Source organism: Pseudoalteromonas sp. NH0006-26 (assembly GCF_057552415.1).
In genome coordinates, this window is sequence record NZ_BAAJMJ010000001.1 from 625664 (window position 1) to 645247 (window position 19584).

Genomic DNA, 19584 nt, shown 5'->3' on the forward strand with positions numbered 1-19584 from the left:
ACTCTTGACTGGGTTTTTGGTTTAATGTCTTGAATTTATAGCATTGAACTCCAAGGAGTTATTTTGAATATTGCTTTTAAAACTGAACGTTTAATCATACGCGTCGCACAAATAGTAGATGCGGCTGAGTTACTTAAGTTAGTTAACCAGGCCAACTTTATTAAATACATTGGTGATAAAGGTATTTATACCCTAGACGACGCTAAAGAATACATCAAAGACAGTTTTATAGCTGCCCATAAAGAGCACGGTTTTGGGCCTTATATCATCACACTCCATGATGAAACAATCATTGGTATTGTAGGTTTTTATCAGCGAGCGACTATGCAATATCCCGACTTGGGGTTTGCGCTAAAAGACAGTTTTGAAAAAAAAGGTTATATTTTTGAGGCGGCAACAATACTTTTAAATAACAGACATAAATTAGGTATAAAAGATGTATGCGCAATTACTTCAACGGCTAATTTAGGGTCTCAAAATGTACTATATAAACTAGGTTTTACTGAGGTGGGTAAGGCAGTCATCAATGCTGATAAAACCGCCATCAAAGTATTTATTTATGATTGAGTCTTGTTTTTTCAATTGTGTTTGCCACATTTGAATTTATCTCTAGCCACATTTTTTCAAGGGTAGCGACTAATGAATCGTAGCCATCGTCATCTATTGGCGTCACATTTGAGAAGTTATGAATGCTTAGTAAACGTCTGCCTGATTCTGGGTGGGTATAATACAAACGCCATAGCCCTGAAATATCTGCATTACCTTGCAGATCGCCGTTAAAGTGATGTAATTCATATTCTAGTTCATAAAATATTTGTTGTTGTTGGTCGGTGATGACTGGCAACCCTTTTATAACCATCCAGTTGCTCATGGCATTAAATAATGTTTGTTGCGCAGTTGTTGTAAGCATTACATCCGGCGATTCACCCCATAAATGATAATTAGCAGCATGAACTTGATTATTATCTACTTTCATCGCAATACCCCGGTTATTCAATGCCCCTCTTAAGGTAACTGTTTGCACCCTGAGTTGTGCTTTTGTATCTTGCACATTTCGCGAAGAGTCAGTTATGGGTTGTTCAAATTGGTAATATTGAGTTGCAGTTTGAATAGCCGAGCTACAACCACTTATAATCAAACCAGCTAAAATTAAAAATAGTGCTTTCATTATTGTTTCCTTGGTTGCGGGTCGCTAGGCAGTGACTTATCAAAAATGAGCATGTTAGGTTGTTCGTTTAAACCACGAGTAAGTGGTTGGAATTCTTCAGATAAACGCTTAATTTGCAGCAGTGTTTGTTCAAGCTGGTGGTGCATTTGTGAGCCTGCTTGATAGCTTGCCATGGTTTTATCAAACTGCCGCATGGTTATTTCAAATTGCTCCATGCTTTTGGTTATTTTTTCGAGATTACGATTAAAGTCACCGGGTAAATTTTGGGTGTCAGGTTTACTTAATAATGTGCGCATTTCACTGGCCAACGCTTGATACTCGCTGAAAGTTGTTTGCATTTTTGCCAAACTGTCTTCAATTTTTAAATTATTTACCTTATTCAGCACATCAGACACTTGGTCAGCAAGCACCGTTATACCACTAGATACACTCGGAAACACATCGTATTGAGCAAGCTTTTTAAGCTCGCTTTTTGGGGTGTCTGTGTAAAAGTCAAAGTCGACGTACACTGCACCAGTGAGTAAATTTCCCGGTTTAAGCGATGCTCTCATGCCATTTTCGATCCATTCGTTAACGCTTGTTTTCCAATATTCTTTTGCTACTGAGGTGATGTGGTAAAGACGTCCGTATTCGACTTTTATTAATACCGGAACCGCAGTGTTTTTAGCGCGAAAATGGGCGGGCTTACCATCTATAATTACATTGGCGGGTGCTTCAACCACAGTTCCTACGCGTGTACCGCGATACTCTACTGGGGCACCTACACGTAACCCTCGAATAGATTGTTCAAATTCAATAAGGTAATAATCAAAATCATAAAAGCGCTCTTCTAGAGCTTGTTTGTAACTTTGGCTTAAAGAAAAGCTATGGCCGTCTTGCGCTAAATCGCCAGGAGCCTGCTGCTCAGGTAGTCCGACAGAGATCCCCCCTTTCAATAATTTGCTTAAAGAACCAGTGTTAATGTTGATACCATCTGCGGAAAGATCTATTTCTATACCTGAGTTAACCCAAAAAATAGAGTTTAAGGTGATCAAGTTCTCATAGGGGGCTTTAATAAAAATACCGTATTGCATTGCTTGGTTTTTCCAATCAAAAGTAGCGGTTTCTATTTGGCCTATTTTATAGTTTTTAAAAAATATGCCAGTACTGACATCAAGTACTTCTGCATTGTAACTGAGTAACTTAAAACGGCCACCTTGAACATCTTTGCCTATTAATGCGGGTTCCTCTTGAAGTTTAAACTGCTTCTTTAGTTGTTTACTTTCGCCTGGCGAAAACTCTAAATAAACGCCTGAGAGCAAAGTGCTCATGCCACTAATGCCAGTTTCATCTATGCGAGGTTTTACCACCCAAATACGGGCATCTTCAGTAAGCAAGTTATCGTAGTTTTTATCTATTTGTGCCCGTGCAATAACACTGTCTTGGCTGTCAGAAAGACGGACGTGATCAATTTGTCCTATTTTAACACTACGTACTTTAATTTCTGTTTTACCGGCAACAATGCCCTCGGCTTGCGGCATGCTGATGTAGATTGTTTGACCTTTATTTAATTGGTATTGATAAAGCATCCAAATACCTACCAATAAGGCAACCACGGGAATAATCCAAATCGCAGAAATACGTGTTTTTTGTGCTACGTTGGCTGTTTTAGTCATGCTTTATTCTCTGCGTTTTTATTTTTAGGTGAATCCCACAGTAAACGAGGGTCAAATGCGTGTGCTGCCATCATTTGGCATAATACCATAACAGTAAAAAAGACGATGCCTAAACCCGGTATAACCGACATCAAATTACCTAGCTGCACTAATGCAACTAATATAGCCACAACAAACACATCAATCATAGACCATTTTCCTATAAATTCAGTAAGTTGATACACTTTTGTGTAACCTTTTGTATGCAGGTTGGCGGGTTTTGTAACCATAAAACATAAAAAACTTAAAATGAGCGCTTTCGCTAATGGCACCACCACACTTGCAAAAAAGATAATCAGCGCAATTGGGTACGAGCCACTATTCCATAAAGTAATAACACCAGAAATAAGCGTGGCAGGGGTTTCATCCCCAAGGCTGATAGTGTACATAATGGGCAGTAAATTCGCGGGGATATAACAAATTACGGAGGTAACTAGCCAAGCTGCTGCTTTTTGAACGCTGTAGGGGTTTCTTAAGTAGGTTTTACTATGGCAACGAGGGCAGGTTAAATCAACACTCAATTGGTGGCAAACATGGCAGGCTTTTATATTATCGTCTATTGCACGTTCTGCGCCTGCACTACTTTGAAGCCGAGTTGCCGGGCTTACCTGCGACCACAACCTTGCACGATTTAGCCGTGTTAACGCACTAACATAAAAAATTACAAATCCCACATAGGCAAAAAAGCTGGTACCAAAACTAACCTCAGCTAATGACATTATTTTAACCATACTGACCAAAACACCAATCAAAAAGATTTCTGACATGATCCAAGGCTCAAGGGTTAAGGTAAACTTTAATAGCCTTCTGGCGAGCGCTTGTGGCAGCGCTTTGAGTACCCCTAAATGCAAAGGGATCAAAATAATGAGCAAACTCATAGGCAGAATAATAATGCTGATATCAATAAACAGGCCGAGCAGGTCACTATCATAATTAAATAGAATGCGAGCAGCGTCAGGTAGGGTAATTGTTTGGGTAATACCGTTGCTACTAAAAGAAATAAACGGATAAAACATACTGCTGAGTAACATCAGCAGTGCGCTGAAGCTTAATGCGACTATTTCGGTATCATGGTTAACATTAACACCGCGAACCTTGTGGTTGCAGCGAGGACACAGTGCGACTTGTTTGGCATTAATGTCTGGAATTTCAATGATAAGATCACAGCTTGGGCAGGCAGTTTGCAAAATGTTAGCTTATAGTTAATTCAATAATTTAAATATTGCTATAATTAATAGCTAAATACAAACACTGCGGCTAAATTACTAATAAGTAACCCCAAAAACTGAAAATAAAAACGGATTAGGTGATAGTGTGAAAGTGGTTTTTTTATTAGCCTTAGTGTGCTTATGTGGCGATAGCCTGGCATTTGTTAAAGGTATTAATCAGCAGCGAGTTACTATTGCTGCTAACCCTACAGTTGCACCTTATGTAATAAGTGAAAATGATTCAGGAATTCAGCTCGAAATTGTAAAAGCAGCACTAAGTAATCAAGATATAAACGAAGTCGATGTACAGTACATGTCAAATCAACGTGCAGATGCCTTATTAAACCAAGGTCATGTTGATATCGCATTAAATTATTCAGGTATTTTAATTACTGGCATATATCGAAGCCAATCTGTTGTCAGCTACGAAAATGTAGTTGTGAGTCTTAAAAAGAGTAACTTCACTATTAATACTATTTACGATCTGGCCACTAAAAGCGTTTTAGCATTTCAAAACGCACCCGCTTATTTACCAAAAGAGTTTGGCCACAACTTAGAGAATTTAAGAGGCTATGAAGAAGTACTCAACCAACAAGCGCAGATACATCACTTAATGGCAGGCTGGGTTGATACGATTATTCTCGATAGACGCATATTCCTTTACTACTTAAAGGAATATCAAAAAACCAATACCAAAAAAGATTTTGTTATCCATGCTATTTTTCCACCTGCGGCAAGACCTGCGTATTTTAAAAATGATTTGCTGAGGCAGCAATTTGACCAAGGCTTAGCCAACATAATTCAAAGCGGTGAATATCGCACCATAATGCTTAATTTAGATAAACAATATACCCAGCGCGACTTCACTCGTTTTTAATTGTTAATCAAATAAAGCCACGGTTTGGCGGGTTAGGGCAATAAGCTCGCCTGATTGCGACCAAATACAGCCATCTTCAAGTCCGTAACCATCTTTTGAATGATGAGTGATTGCTTCAAAGCCTAACCATTCACCCGGCGCTAAGCTAGGCGCTTGCACAAATTCTAAATACCACGACATACTACTTGCCGGTGCTGGTTGTTTAAACATTTGCAGCAAGGTTGGCGGCCATGCGTCAGTAAGGGCAATAACATGGGCTTCTGTAATTGCTTCTGGCGTATGTTTAAAGCGCATCCAACCACCTAAATGAGAGGTTTCAGCACTGCTAAACGGCATGGCTCCTTGTTGAGGGCATAAATCAACATGTTGAAAAAACTCTGGCATTTGCCCAGGAACAAATCCTAAACAGTGACGTTCGTTCACAGGGTGCAAGGTTAAAGACTTTGATACCGGTACATTAATTGATGAATTACGGTTTTTAGCAAAACAGGCCTGTACAATAACGCATACTGCGTCATCTTGAATGGCTTTGGCGAGCACTTGGGTACTGCTTTTCCCTTCACGTAATATTTCTACCGACAAAGAAAATGGCTTTTCAGCCAATAATGGGCCGACAAAGTTTGTACTTAAAGAAAGCAGTCGTCTTGATGAATCAACGTTATTGCGCATTGCTTGATAAAGAAGCGCCGCAGAAAGTCCGCCAAAAGCGGTTCGACCTTGGCACCAATTAGCAGGGAACTGCATAGTATTGGTTTCTGGGCCTGTTTTCTGACTTACTTGAGGGGCGAGTTGTAATAATTGTTCAAAGTGCACAAATAATGTCCTTTTGATGTTATTTACTAAATTTATATCACACACAAACTCATCAGACCAGACAATAAAGGTCCTCTTAAATAACAAAAAATGAGCAATCCTTACTCTTTTTAGGGTTATTTAGTAAATAAATTAAAAAAAATGAATTTTTTTTCATTTTTACAGTTGAATTAAGTTTGTGGCATCCCTATTAACTAGTCATCGAACGTATTAACGAATTTAGAAGTTGGAGAAGATTCATGGGTAGAATTATTGGAATCGATTTAGGTACTACTAACTCTTGTGTTGCAGTACTTGATGGTGATAAAGCACGTGTTATTGAAAATGCGGAAGGCGATCGCACAACCCCGTCTATTATTGCTTACACGCAAGACGGTGAAACGTTAGTAGGTCAACCTGCAAAACGTCAAGCGGTAACTAACCCAACAAACACATTGTTTGCAATTAAGCGTTTAATTGGTCGTCGTTTTGAAGACGAAGAAGTACAACGTGATATCGGCATCATGCCTTTCAAAATTATCAAAGCTGATAATGGCGACGCATGGGTTGAAGCGGGCGGCGAAAAACGCGCTGCACCACAAATTTCTGCTGAAGTACTGAAAAAAATGAAGAAAACAGCTGAAGACTTCTTAGGTGAAGAAGTAACTGAAGCGGTAATCACAGTACCGGCATACTTTAACGATTCACAACGTCAAGCAACTAAAGATGCGGGTCGTATTGCGGGTCTTGAAGTTAAACGTATTATCAACGAGCCAACGGCTGCAGCACTTGCATACGGTATGGATAAAAACCGTGGTGAAAACGTAGTAGCAGTATATGACTTAGGTGGTGGTACTTTCGACTTATCAATCATTGAAATTGATGAAGTTGAAGGTGAGCACACATTTGAAGTTCTAGCCACTAACGGTGACACTCACTTAGGTGGTGAAGATTTCGATAACCGTGTAATCAACTACTTAGTAGCTGAATTCAAGAAAGATCAAGGTATCGACTTACACAATGATCCACTTGCAATGCAACGTGTTAAAGAAGCAGCAGAGAAAGCTAAAATTGAGCTTTCATCAGCACAATCTACAGAAGTTAACCTTCCGTATGTAACCGCTGATGCGTCAGGTCCTAAGCACATGAACGTGAAATTAACACGTGCTAAGCTTGAGTCACTAGTTGAAGATTTAATAACTAAGTCAATTGAACCGCTTAAACGCGCGCTGGCTGATGCAGACCTAACAGTGAACGATATCAACGATATCATTCTTGTAGGTGGTCAAACACGTATGCCACTTGTTCAAAAAACAGTAGCAGAGTTCTTCGGTAAAGAGCCACGTAAAGACGTTAACCCTGATGAAGCAGTTGCAGTAGGTGCAGCGATTCAAGGTGGTGTACTTGCAGGCGACGTGAAAGACGTACTATTACTAGACGTATCACCATTATCTCTAGGTATTGAGACTATGGGTTCAGTAATGACGGCATTGATTGAGAAAAACACCACGATTCCTACTAAGAAATCGCAAACATTCTCAACAGCAGAAGATAACCAGTCTGCGGTAACCATTCATGTGCTACAAGGTGAGCGTAAGCGTTCAAGCGATAATAAATCTCTAGGCCAATTTAACCTAGAAGGTATTCGCCCAGCACAACGTGGTACACCACAAATCGAAGTAACATTCGATGTGGATGCGGATGGTATCTTACATGTATCTGCTAAAGATAAAGACACAGGTAAAGAGCAAAAAATCACCATTCAAGCGTCTTCAGGTCTAAGTGACGAAGAAGTTGAAAAGATGGTTCGCGATGCAGAAGCACATGCTGAAGACGATAAAAAGTTTGAAGAGTTAGTAGCTGCACGTAACCAAGCTGACGCACTTGTTCACGGTACACGTAAACAAATTGAAGAAGCGGGTGATGCACTACCAAGCGAAGACAAAGAAGCAATTGAAGCGGCTGTTGTTGACCTTGAAGGTGCTATTAAGAGCGACGACAAAGCAGAAATTGAAGCTAAAACACAAGCGCTTGCTGAAAAGTCTCAAAAACTAATGGAAATTGCCCAAGCTAAAGCACAACAAGCAGGTGGTGATGCCGGTGCAGAGCAACAACAGTCTGCTAAGCAAGACGACGATGTTGTTGATGCAGAGTTCGAAGAAGTTAAAGACGACAAGTAATTGTTACTAACGCTTCTCGCTAACCGAAAACACTATGACTACATTGTGTGTTTAAGTTAGGATGAACACCTGAGGCGCGTAGGCTAAAGCTTAACGCGCCTTTTGTATGTAAGAGATGTAAGTAAAGTGCTTTAAAAATTCAATGATAAATCGATATGATTTATCGGTTTGTCCAGCAGCTAGCGCTGCACATAGAAAAGAGTAGTGTGATAGATATGTCAAAACGCGATTATTACGAAGTCCTCGGCGTAAGCAAAGATGCGAGTGAGCGAGACATAAAAAAAGCGTATAAACGCTTAGCGATGAAATATCATCCAGATCGTACCGCCGGTGATAAAGACCTTGAAACCAAGTTTAAGGAAGTAAAGGAAGCCTACGAAATATTAACGGACGATCAAAAACGTCAAATGTATGACCAATACGGCCATGCAGCCTTCGAACAAGGTGGTGGCGGTGGTCACGGTGGCTTTGGCGGCGGCCAAGGTGACTTTGGTGATATTTTTGGTGACGTATTTGGTGATATTTTTGGTGGCGGCGGTGGTCGACGTCAATCACGCCAGCAACGTGGTTCAGATTTACGTTACAACATGGACTTAAGCTTAGAAGAAGCGGTTCGTGGTAAAGACGTAGAAATTAAAGTACCGACTTGGGTAAGTTGTGATCCGTGTGATGGCAGTGGGGCTAAAGCGGGCTCTAAACCAAAAACATGTACAACATGTCACGGAGCTGGCCAGGTACAAATGCGCCAAGGTTTTTTTGCCGTACAACAAACATGTCCAACATGTCATGGACAGGGTCAAATTATTTCAGATCCTTGTAACAAATGTCATGGTCAAGGCCGCGTAGAGAAAACCAAAACGCTATCGGTAAAAATTCCGGCAGGTGTTGATACAGGTGACCGTATTCGTTTATCTGGCGAAGGTGAAGCTGGTATGCACGGCGCACCAGCAGGTGATTTGTATGTGCAAGTGTCGGTTCGTGAACATAAGATATTTGTTCGTGAAGCGAACAACCTATACTGTGAGGTGCCTATTAGCTTTACTACAGCAGGCCTTGGCGGTGAAATTGAAGTGCCAACATTAGATGGCCGTGCAAAACTTAAAATACCGTCGGAAACACAAACGGGCAAAATGTTCCGTATGCGTGGTAAAGGGGTTAAGTCTGTACGCAGTGGTGCTCAAGGTGACTTAATTTGTAAAGTGGTGATTGAGACGCCAGTGAACCTTAACGAACGTCAACGCGACTTGCTAACAGAACTTGAAGAAAGCATGGGCAAAGATAGCTCAAAGAACCGTCCAAAAGAGCAAGGCTTTTTTGACGGTGTTAAAAAGTTTTTTGATGACCTGACTAAGTAATTATTAGGGTCAACAGAACTTAGGTAAAAACGGCGCTTCTTTAAGCGCCGTTTTTTTGTTTAATATGGTAAGTTATCAGAAATTTATTGAGGACTTTATCAGATGACCCCAGCGATAGAACAGCTAAAAAAATCCCGAATTAAATTTGACGTACTTAGCTATGAGCACGATGTAAACAACACTAATTACGGCCTTGAAGCAGTTGAAAAGCTAAACCTTAATAGCGCCCAAGTTTTTAAAACGCTGGTGTTAGAAACGTCAGAACAACAGCTAATTGTAGCGGTAACGCCTGTCACTCAGCAGATTAATTTAAAGCAATTGGCTAAGCTCTGCGCAGTAAAAAAAGTAATGCTGGCAGAGCCGCAAAAAGTACAGGCAAGTACGGGGTATATTTTGGGCGGTGTTAGCCCTCTTGGACAAAAAAAGCGGTTAAAGACCTACATACACTTAAGCGCATTGGACTTTGATACTATTTATGTAAGCGCCGGTAAGCGAGGGCTTGAAATTGCACTCAGTCCAGCATGCTTAGCTGGGCTTATTCAAGCTTCGTTTGGTAATTTTTAAATGATCTATTATCAAACTTGCATAGTGTAAATAAAACTGATTATTTGCTTCAACAGCTACAGTTAACTATTGTAAATACTACCTATAACAGTTTTTGTTAATTCATTTAATGAAGATTTGCTTGCAGTTAACTTGGTTAAACATTCATATGAAAATATTAGTTGTTGATGACATGCCATTAATGCGCCATGTGCTCATTAATATGTTGAGGCAGTTAGATTATAAAGAAATCGTTGAAGCCACAGATGGGCTTCAAGCATTAAAAATACTTCAAGATCAAATGTTTGATTTGGTTATAACAGATCTTCATATGCCAAAAATGGATGGTATAACCTTACTTGATAATATTAGAAAAGATGCCGAATTGGTAAACCTTCCTGTACTTATGGTGACCTGCGAAGACAGCTCTGAGACCGTAAAAAAGATAATTAATGCAAAGGTATCAGGGTTTATCGTAAAGCCTTTTAATATGAATGTATTAGCAGCTCAATTAACGCGTTTATCGAAAAAGCCTAAAGCCAAACGTTTATAAAATAAAGTTATCTACTAACTGTTTAAAAATGTATTAGCGCAGCAGCCGTTCATTATTTTCTACCTCTGATGTGATAGCATTATGTTATTAATTAATCGTGAAGTAATGATTGAGGTAGTATGGCTAAGCCCAATAAAAAAGGGCCTACAAAAACGGTCGATATATTTTGCTCTGCGTGCAAAGCGCCATTATTTAAATACCGCAAAGGGGGCAAAGGCGCGTTGGTAAAATGCTTTATAGAACGAATTACGCAAGATCACACCCATACTGAATGCGTATGTCCAGGCTGTGAGCGACCTTTTGCACGTCCGGCAACTATAAGAGGGACTGCTGCCTATAAAATGATAGGTGGTAAAGTCACTTTTAAATAAAGCCGCTATTAAATCTAATGTATCAAGAGGCGGACATAAGCCCTTGTTTGCTTTTTTTTCACTGGTAAACTTCGCTGGTTTTGCTGTTTCAATGATTGAAAAAAACCCTCCCCATGGATTGGGCCAGTCAGTTGGGTTTTAAAATGGAAAAGGATAGACGTGTGATTGCACTTTTATTTGATATTGTTGGTATGAGTGGCACTTTTTTAGTGGTTGGTTCGTTTTTTTTACTGCAACTAAATAAAGTATCACCAAAAAGCTTAGTCTATAACATGATGAATTTAAGTGGCGCTATTTTGTTACTTATCAGTCTTTGTTATAACTTTAACTTAGCGAGCTTTGTGATTGAAATATTTTGGATCGCAGCCTCATTAATTGGTTTGTATAAGTACTTTAAAGACAAACCAGCGCTTGCAAAAGCGTAGATTAAGCTAAAACAGCACCCCGTTGCAGGGAATTAAACCGTGGAATGTTTTTTGTTTCACGGTTTTTTAGTTTCAGTACATTTGTTAACAAAAAGTTTCTTCTGCAAAGGCCTATAAATCGATACAATAGTGGCTATTAGTTATTATTGGCACCTTGGTGTCATAGGCGTTTATGTTCTCCATTCCTAAAAAAATTATTTTTGCTTGTATACTGTTAGTGCTGTTATTACTGGTTACATTTTCATTTGGCCGCGCCTATGATTTAGGCCAAGCTAAAACGCAAGCTGACCAACAAGTCATTCAATTAAATAATTACATTGATAATGAACTCGCGCGATTTTCAGCTATTCCTCAGCTCCTCAGTGAAAATAATTTATTGATTCGTTTTACTAATAACGAATCGCAACACTTTAATGCTATTAATAATTATTTGGCCGATATCCAACAGGCCAGTGGTGCTTCGGATGTATATATACTAGATACCCATGGCGATGTTATTGCTAGTAGTAACTGGCAAACCGACTATACGTTTTTAGGCAGCAACTTTGCATTTAGACCTTACTTTAAACAAGCTTTTGCTGGTGAAAAGGTCGCCTACTTTGCTCTTGGACAGCGTTCTAAAGAGCGGGGTATTTATTTTTCTCAGGCTATTTATCTAGATGGCAAAGCCATTGGTGTGGTGGCGCTAAAAATTAATGTCGCTAAATTTGAAAACGATCGTTCGCTATTAAACACTTCAAAAGGCAGTCATTTTTATTTGCAACTTGCGGATAAAATTATTGCTATGTCAGATGAGCCTGCATGGCGGTTAAACACGTTTACAGAGCTTGATATTACTGCGCGGCGCGATATTAAACAGCGCCGTGCTTACTTAGATCATCAACCGTTACAAATAAAACAGCAGCGCTACAAAAGCCAAGGCATTGAACAATTTAAAATTGCTAAAGATGAATATGTTGCTGCTTCAAGGCCACTGACACATCTAAATGCAACCATGACGGTATTGGTTGATATTTCAAGCATAAATGCCTTACAGGTGCCCAGATTGTTATGGCTAGTGTTATTTTATTGGGTATCAATTTTTGTCGGATATAGCTTATTGGCACGTTTTGCCGGGTATAAAAAATTACTGTATTCGCGTCATAGTTTAGAACTTGAAGTATTAGAGCGCACTCAAGCGCTTGAAAAAGCGCAAACTGCACTAGTACAGTCGGCAAAATTAGCCACAATAGGGCAACTAAGTGCGGGTATTAATCATGAAATTAACCAACCGCTAAGCGCCATGAACACTTATTTGGCAAGCGCTAAAATTTTCCTCAAAAAAGGGAAACTTAATGCATTAAGTGAAAATTTAATTATTATTGAGAATTTGGTAGAGCGGGTACATAAAATAGTGGCGCAGCTTAAACACTTTAGTAAGCCGGCGACCATGCAACTTCGACCACATCCACTGTCGGCGTTATTAAACAATGCGTTGATGATCACCCATCCGCAACTTAAACAAGACGATGTTAATGTCAGTGCACCGCAGTTCTCGCAAGAGATCACCGTGTGGGTCGATGCATTAAAGTTTGAACAAGTATTGGTTAATGTGATCACCAATGCATCACAGGCAATGAAAGGTGAGCCTGTTAGAGAGCTTAGTTTTGATGTGGAGTGTTTTGAGGATCGCGTTAAGCTGTCTATATTAGATAGTGGCCCAGGTATTGAACACCATGTATTGGGCTCTATTTTTGAACCGTTTTACAGTACCAAGTCAAGTAATGGTTTAGGGCTGGGCTTATCAATTTCAAAGCAAATTATTGATTCATTTAATGGTTACTTAACGGCGCACAACCGTCCTCAAGGCGGTGCACAATTTATTATTAGTTTATCAAGCATAGAGGCCCCAAAAAATGATTGAAGCCGTTGTTTGTAAGCAAGTGGTTGTTATTGATGATGAGGCGATGATCCGTGATTCGTTAAATCAACTTTTAACCCTCGAAGGGTATGAGGTGCAGTGCTTTAGTGATGCGACTGTTGCTTTAAGCCGTTTAAGTCGTAACTTTTATGGTGTGGTCCTCAGTGATATAAATATGCCCACCATGGATGGTTTAGCCTTTATTGAGCAGGTAAAAGCATTCGACAGTGAACTTCCGGTAATATTTTTAACAGGTTATGCTGATGTTTCTGTTGCGGTAAAAGCAATGCAATTAGGCGCGTATGATTTATTTGAAAAACCCCTGAACGAAAATTTATTAGATTGCATTGCCAGAGCCTTAGACAAACGTGCTTTAGTAATGGAAAACAGGGCCCTGAAGCGTGCGGTTGAAAAGACCTCCGCGCCCGGTGTGCGTATTTTAGGCGAGACCCTTAAAATGCAGCACATGATGAACTTACTCAACACGGTGATTGATACCCCTGCTGATGTGCTGATTGAAGGTGAAACTGGCACAGGTAAAGAATTGGTTGCCCGTTATTTACACGATCATAGTAACCGCTCAAGCTGTCAGTTTGTGGCTATTAACTGTGGTGCGGTGCCTGAGCAATTAATAGAAAGCGAATTGTTTGGTGCTGTTAGTGGTGCATACACTGGCGCAACACAAGATCGCAAAGGTAAGTTTGAGTTTGCACAAGGCGGCACCGTTTTTTTAGATGAAATTGAAAGCACTCCTTTATCGCTTCAAGTTAAGTTGCTACGAGTGCTTGAGGAGCGAAAAGTCACCCCCGTGGGTGCAAATAAAGCCATCGAGCTTGATATTCGTATTGTCGCGGCCACCAAAGTAGATTTACTTTCGTTAGTAGAAAAAGGTGAGTTTAGAGCCGATTTATATTATCGATTGAGTTTAGTTAAAGTCAGTATTCCCGCGTTAAGAGACAGAAAAGCCGATATCCCCTTGTTGTTTAAACACTTTAGCTCTATTGCGGCCACTCGTTTTCATAAACCTTTAGGTGCACTTAATATAGAATTACAGCAGCGCCTACTTGCCCATGATTGGCCAGGCAATGTACGTGAACTAAGAAATCAGGCAGAACGCGCGGTATTACTTGGCCCCGATCTGGCATTTGCACAAAGTGATTCAAGCAGTAGCGGTTCGTTATCATTGGATTTAAGCCTAGCCGAAAAGGTTAGCTTTTATGAACAGTCTTTAATTGAAGAAGCCCTAGAGCTTAACCATGGCAGTATCAAAAATACCATGGCAACGTTACAGATTGCGCGTAAAACCCTCTATGACAAAATGAGTAAATATAACCTTAATCGAGATATGTTTACCGATTAGTGGGTGGAAATGGTGATAGTGCGTATTTTAAGTGTGCGGAAATCCGCACATTTCAATCTATTTTTATTTACCTTTATTTTTTAACCTTTTGAAATATATTGTTATTTATTAGTTGGTCATGTTCTTGCTATAAAGTTATAGACAACAAGTAGCATCACATAATTAGGATATATAATGAAAAACAATTTATTCCAAGGTTCAGTACTTGCTGCATTATGCAGTGCTGCCACGTTACCCCTTACAGCGTTCGCTGCAGACTACACAGTATACGGCAAAGCTGAAGTTCAAATTGCCAATACCGATACAGGTATCATGCGTTATGCTGATGAAGGTACGCAAATTGATGCGCCTTTTTCACGTATTGGCATCAAAGGTGACCATAAATTAAATGAATACTTTACAGCGGTATTTAAATACGAGGTTCAAGTTAAAGGCTTTGAACACGACGATACCAATGAGCCTTTCGCGGCACGTAATACCTACTTAGGTCTAAAAGGGGCGTTTGGTGAAGTAGTCGTAGGGCGAAATGACACGCGTTTTAAATACTCTGAAGGTAGACTCGATAACTTTAACGAAACCCAAGCTGATATTTCACAAGTTATTGCCGGACAAGATCGCTTAGGCGATACCATTACCTATACCTCTAAGTACTGGCACAATGCACAGTTTTCATTTACCTATGCGCCAAAAGATGACAACAAAGATAACGAAGCGGGATTTGCTGCAACCCTTATTTATGGTGACCGTAGTTTAAATAAAACTCCTTACTCTATTTCAATCAGCCATGTTGACTCGCTTAATAACATTAAAGCAAGTCGTATCGCAGGCGTGTATAAATTTGAAAAACTACAATTAGGTGCGTTATACCAGCACTCAGAATCAATTGATGGTAGTAAATCAGGGAATGGTTACGTGTTAAGTGCAAGCTACAAGCTCGACAAATGGGTACCTAAAGTTCAATTTGCAAAAGATGATTCAAAGCTACGTCAAGCATCAGACGCAACTCAGTGGACTACCGGTGTAGACTACATTTTTGACAAGCAAACTACCGCTTACCTTTTATATACTGACCTTGACCTAGAAGAAAATGCTGATAACAGTGTTGCACTTGGTCTTAAATATAAATTTTAAAGGCTGTTAAAATGACAAAACGTATTTTAGAAAATAACGCCAATAAAAAGCCGTTTATGCAATGGCTGTTATTGTTACTTGGTCCGTGTGTAATGTTACTGACCTGCTTAGTTGAGCCGCCAGTAGGAATGTCGGCTGCTGCCTTTAAAACTGCAGGCTTAGCATTTTGGATGGCGTCGTGGTGGGTAAGTGAAGTTGTGCCTATTCCTGCTACTGCATTACTCCCGTTAGTGATTTCGCCTATTGTAGATATAGCGGCTATAAAGAGTGTTGCAGCCCCTTATGCGCATCCGTTGATCTTTCTATTTTTAGGTGGTTTTTTAATCTCAATTGCTATGGAGCGTTGGGGATTACACAAACGAATTGCTTTAAGAACTATGCTTTATGCAGGTAAAAAACCAAGTTTACAAATTTTAGCGATGATGTTAGTGACTGCATTTTTATCAATGTGGATGTCTAACACCGCTACAGCAGTAATGATGTTGCCTATTGCCTTATCTATCACTCATTTAGTTAAAAGCTCAGATCCTAGTAATGAGGGGTTTGGTAAAGCACTTTTACTCTCTATTGCTTATGGTGCGAGTATTGGTGGTATTGCTACTTTAATTGGTACTCCTCCAAATGCATTAATGGCTGCGTACCTATCAGATAGCTACCAGATTGAAATTGGCTTTGCCCAGTGGATGATAGTTGGTGTGCCATTAGCACTTGGCATGTTAATCATCAGCTGGATTTGGTTAACTAAATTTACCTACAAAGTTGATGCGAATGTACAAGCAAACAAGCGAATTGACACTAAAGCGGTATTTTCTTCGCAGCTAAAAGACCTAGGACTCATGCAACGTGCTGAAAAGGGTGTATTGTTTGTGTTTATGTTTGCGGCTGTGTGTTGGATATTTAGACCATTACTAGGTGATGTGACCGGCCTTAAAATTTCAGATACGGGTATTGCAATTGCAGCCGCATTACTTTTATTTGTACTACCTGCTAATAAAGGCAGTGATGAGCGAATTTTAGATTGGGAAAGTGCAGCCAAAGTGCCTTGGGGTGTGTTGCTTTTATTTGGGGGCGGCTTGACGCTAGCCTCGCAAATTAAATCATCAGGATTAGCCGATTACATTGCCAACATGATTGAGGGTGCCAGTGCAATTCCTTTAGTTATGAGCATTCTTGTGGTGGTGGCACTCATTACTTTCTTAACGGAAATTACCAGTAATACGGCAACAGCCGCAGGCTTTTTACCATTACTAGGCCCAGTTGCTGAGTCAATAACTGGCAGCCCGTTAGTGTGGGTTATTCCTGCAGCGATTGCATGTAGTTGTGCGTTTATGATGCCAGTGGCTACACCACCGAATGCAATTGTATTTGGTTCGGGCGAAATTAAAATGAAAGACATGATCCGTGCTGGCTTTGTGTTAAATATTGTTGCGATTGTCTTAATCACGTTAGTGACAATGACTATTGCAGCTCAGGTGTTTGGCTTTTAATAACCCACTTTAATCAACTAACAAAACAGATAACCGATGCACACAAAAGCAGTGCATCGGTATGAGTTCCAACCAACCTTTTTGAGTGTTTTTGCAACGTTTTTCATTGCGCTGCAAAATCACTCTTTATTGCTCGTGTAACAGAACAAGGTTATAGTCTTGAAAACGTTATAAATCGAGTAGCCTATTTTGATCACTGACACATTATCTACAGGGTCTTTGCGTTCACAATTTAATGAACTAAAGCACTCTTTTCAAGACACCCCTTATTTACCCATTGAGCAACGCCTTGCTTTACTTAAGCAAGTACGGGCTAACATTGTAACGCTAGAGCAAGACTTAATTGCAGCGGTATCCAAAGATTTTGGTTATCGAACTGCATTTGACACTTTAGTGGGGGATATTTTGCCCACCATGCAAGGGCTTGCACATATTATTAAAAAGCTCCCTCGCTGGTCTAAGCCTAGTCATCGCAGCGCGGGGTTAAGCTTATGGCCCTCAAAAGTAAGTGTAACCTATCAGCCGATTGGCGTGGTAGGTGTGATTGCACCGTGGAATTATCCTATTCAATTAGCCATTGTGCCTGTTATTACTGCTATTGCCGCGGGTAATAGGGTGATGCTAAAGCTCAGCGAATTTACGCCTAACACCAATGCCGTTCTTGAAAAAGTATTCGCCGGTGAATTAAGCCAACACTGCACAATTATTCAAGGGGGTAGTGATGTGGCGAGCGAATTTTCATCATTACCCTTTGCACACTTATTATTTACTGGCTCAACAGCGGTTGGTAAGTTGGTAATGGGCGCAGCGAGTAAAAATTTAACCCCGGTAACCTTAGAGCTTGGCGGAAAATCGCCAGTTATTGTGTTAGAAAAAGCAGACGTTAATAAAGCGGCTCGTGCTTTGTTATTTGGAAAAATGGCCAATGCAGGGCAAATATGTGTTGCACCTGACTACGTATTTGTGCCTAAAGCATTAGAACATCAGTTTATTAAAGCTGTGTGCACACTTTATAAAAAGCATTTTAAACAAGGTGTTGAAGGTAAAAACCTGACCTCTATTATTAGTCCTGCGCACTATCAACGTCTGCTGGGTTATTTAGAGCAAGCGCAACAACAAGGCGCTAAAATAACGAAACCGCTTGAGCAAAATCAACAAGATGCTGATAAGCACCGGATGGGCCTGCATATTGTGACGCACGTCACTGACGAGATGCAATTAATGCAAGAAGAGTTATTTGGGCCTATTTTACCGATTATGAGTTATGACAAATTAGATGATGCGCTCAATTATATTCGCTTACGCCATCATCCATTAGCGCTGTATATACTAGGTCAAGATAAGCAAGCACAGGCCTACATAATGAGCCAGACAATTAGCGGAACCGTTGCAGTTAACGACACCCTAATACAAGTAGCTGCAGATGATGTGCCGTTTGGTGGGGTAGGTCATTCAGGTATGGGACATTATCATGGCAAAGAAGGCTTTTTAACCTTTAGCCACGCAAGAAACACTTTAGTATCAGGCTCAATTAACCCACGTATAGGTTTGTTACTCAAACAAAATAAATTACTGATCAAAGTATTAAAATGGCTTTATGTGAAATAAATAACTTGCAGCGCCTAAAACAAAAAAAGCTGAATGAATCACCTCATTCAGCTTTTTTTGTTATTCTATTTGCTTAAAACATTCGCCCTTCGCCAGCATAAGTACCCGCTAAAATTTTGTTATAAATAGCATCGGCTTTTTCTTTAGCCTCAGCGACTTCTTTAGGTAGCATGGATCTTTCATCAAGCTTACGGCTGTGACTGGCTTGCATATTACCGTTGTATTCAGCAATGGTATTCCACACATACGACATTTCAAGGTTTTTTGGCACGCCTAAACCTTCAAAATACATCAGTGCTAAATTAAATTGTGCAAGGGTGTAATTATTAGCGGCGGCTTTTTCATACCAGCTTCTGGCCGTTTTGTAGTCTTGGCTGACACCATCGCCATTAGCGTACATAACACCTAAGTTATATTGTGCCGCAGGAAGGTTTTTATTGGCTGCTTTCTCAAATAAGCTAATCGCCATTTGTTTGTCTAATTTTACGCCGTTACCTTCGTCATACAATACCGCAAGTGCAAACATCGAGTCGACGTGATTTTTTTTAACTGCTTGTTGGTAAAGATCGGCTGCTTTGTAGTAGTCGCGAGTTACCCCATGGCCGCCTTCGTATAGCTTTCCTAATTCGTAAATACCAGGGGCATAGCCTTTGTCAGCAAGGTAATTAAACTCTTTTAATGCTTCCTCAAATTGACCTGCATTTGCAGCTATTTTACCTTCTTCAAGCCCAGCATAAGCATAAGGTGTAGCAAGTATAATGCCCGCAAAGAATATTGCTTTTAAATTAGACTGTGACATAAGCATGTCTCCAAATTAGTTATCGTTGTGAGTAAGCATCATAATGATTAATTATTTACTTTTTACTCGAGAAGGTAAATGATTATGAGCTAAATTAATAACGCCAACGTTTATAACCTAGATATACAAACGT

At 40.0% G+C, this 19584-nt stretch carries 18 protein-coding genes; 13 read left to right on the forward strand and 5 right to left on the reverse strand.

The genetic code is table 11. The annotated features are described in order from the left end of the window. Positions 1–63: 63 nt before the first annotated feature. Positions 64–567 (forward strand): GNAT family N-acetyltransferase, encoded by a 504-nt coding sequence (locus AC27JR_RS02550; RefSeq protein ID WP_487172690.1) that lies wholly within the window; start codon positions 64–66, stop codon positions 565–567. Here AC27JR_RS02550 and AC27JR_RS02555 read toward each other — a convergent pair. From AC27JR_RS02555 to AC27JR_RS02565, 3 genes are read right to left on the reverse strand one after another with little or no spacing between them, the layout of a single operon-like run. After that, positions 554–1168 (reverse strand): PqiC family protein, encoded by a 615-nt coding sequence (locus tag AC27JR_RS02555; RefSeq protein ID WP_131692119.1) that lies wholly within the window; start codon positions 1166–1168, stop codon positions 554–556. The genes AC27JR_RS02550 and AC27JR_RS02555 overlap by 14 nt on opposite strands. Beyond that, positions 1168–2823 carry an intermembrane transport protein PqiB gene (gene pqiB / locus AC27JR_RS02560; protein ID WP_487172691.1) on the reverse strand — a complete coding sequence of 552 codons (1656 nt, stop codon included), beginning with the start codon at positions 2821–2823 and terminating at the stop codon, positions 1168–1170. Before pqiB ends, AC27JR_RS02555 begins: the two co-directional genes overlap by 1 nt. Beyond that, positions 2820–4049 carry a PqiA/YebS family transporter subunit gene (locus AC27JR_RS02565; protein ID WP_487172692.1) on the reverse strand — a complete coding sequence of 410 codons (1230 nt, stop codon included), beginning with the start codon at positions 4047–4049 and terminating at the stop codon, positions 2820–2822. Before AC27JR_RS02565 ends, pqiB begins: the two co-directional genes overlap by 4 nt. 127 nt (positions 4050–4176) lie before the next feature. Between AC27JR_RS02565 and AC27JR_RS02570 the strand changes: the two genes are divergently transcribed. Then, entirely contained in the window at positions 4177–4947 is a 771-nt protein-coding gene (locus AC27JR_RS02570; protein ID WP_487172693.1) for a substrate-binding periplasmic protein, read from the forward strand. A gap of 3 nt (positions 4948–4950) precedes the next feature. On the opposite strand, the gene AC27JR_RS02575 is transcribed toward AC27JR_RS02570, so the two are convergent. Continuing rightward, positions 4951–5760, reverse strand: coding sequence for an acyl-CoA thioesterase (locus AC27JR_RS02575; RefSeq protein ID WP_487172694.1), 810 nt, complete (start codon positions 5758–5760; stop codon positions 4951–4953). A 239-nt stretch (positions 5761–5999) separates the two neighbouring features. On the opposite strand from AC27JR_RS02575, the gene dnaK reads away from it, so the two are divergent. From dnaK to AC27JR_RS02630, 11 genes are all read left to right on the forward strand, one after another. Further along, positions 6000–7919: a molecular chaperone DnaK gene (dnaK, locus tag AC27JR_RS02580; protein WP_076919709.1), complete on the forward strand. Its 1920-nt coding sequence runs from the start codon at positions 6000–6002 to the stop codon at positions 7917–7919. Positions 7920–8134: 215 nt separating this feature from the next. Beyond that, positions 8135–9274 (forward strand): molecular chaperone DnaJ, encoded by a 1140-nt coding sequence (gene dnaJ, locus AC27JR_RS02585; protein ID WP_372861819.1) that lies wholly within the window; start codon positions 8135–8137, stop codon positions 9272–9274. Between the two features lie 102 nt (positions 9275–9376). Next, the gene (gene ybaK / locus AC27JR_RS02590; RefSeq protein WP_487172695.1) at positions 9377–9838 is read left to right on the forward strand and encodes a Cys-tRNA(Pro) deacylase; all 462 of its coding nucleotides are present in this window, start codon (positions 9377–9379) and stop codon (positions 9836–9838) included. A 148-nt stretch (positions 9839–9986) separates the two neighbouring features. Further along, entirely contained in the window at positions 9987–10370 is a 384-nt protein-coding gene (locus AC27JR_RS02595; protein WP_487172696.1) for a response regulator, read from the forward strand. A 119-nt stretch (positions 10371–10489) separates the two neighbouring features. Next, positions 10490–10741: a hypothetical protein gene (locus AC27JR_RS02600; RefSeq protein WP_010389011.1), complete on the forward strand. Its 252-nt coding sequence runs from the start codon at positions 10490–10492 to the stop codon at positions 10739–10741. Between the two features lie 161 nt (positions 10742–10902). Next, on the forward strand, positions 10903–11166 hold the full coding sequence (locus AC27JR_RS02605) for a CBU_0592 family membrane protein (protein WP_131692315.1): 264 nt from the start codon (positions 10903–10905) through the stop codon (positions 11164–11166). 172 nt (positions 11167–11338) lie between these two features. Continuing rightward, the gene (locus tag AC27JR_RS02610) at positions 11339–13069 is read left to right on the forward strand and encodes a sensor histidine kinase (RefSeq protein ID WP_487172697.1); all 1731 of its coding nucleotides are present in this window, start codon (positions 11339–11341) and stop codon (positions 13067–13069) included. After that, positions 13062–14426, forward strand: coding sequence for a sigma-54-dependent transcriptional regulator (locus tag AC27JR_RS02615; RefSeq protein ID WP_487172698.1), 1365 nt, complete (start codon positions 13062–13064; stop codon positions 14424–14426). Before AC27JR_RS02610 ends, AC27JR_RS02615 begins: the two co-directional genes overlap by 8 nt. A gap of 174 nt (positions 14427–14600) precedes the next feature. Next, positions 14601–15557: a porin gene (locus AC27JR_RS02620; protein WP_131692114.1), complete on the forward strand. Its 957-nt coding sequence runs from the start codon at positions 14601–14603 to the stop codon at positions 15555–15557. Positions 15558–15568: 11 nt separating this feature from the next. Then, entirely contained in the window at positions 15569–17044 is a 1476-nt protein-coding gene (locus AC27JR_RS02625) for an SLC13 family permease (RefSeq protein WP_487172699.1), read from the forward strand. Between the two features lie 189 nt (positions 17045–17233). After that, positions 17234–18652 (forward strand): coniferyl aldehyde dehydrogenase, encoded by a 1419-nt coding sequence (locus AC27JR_RS02630; protein WP_487172700.1) that lies wholly within the window; start codon positions 17234–17236, stop codon positions 18650–18652. Between the two features lie 73 nt (positions 18653–18725). On the opposite strand, the gene AC27JR_RS02635 is transcribed toward AC27JR_RS02630, so the two are convergent. Beyond that, positions 18726–19451: a tetratricopeptide repeat protein gene (locus tag AC27JR_RS02635; protein ID WP_487172701.1), complete on the reverse strand. Its 726-nt coding sequence runs from the start codon at positions 19449–19451 to the stop codon at positions 18726–18728. Between the last annotated feature and the right edge of the window lie 133 nt (positions 19452–19584).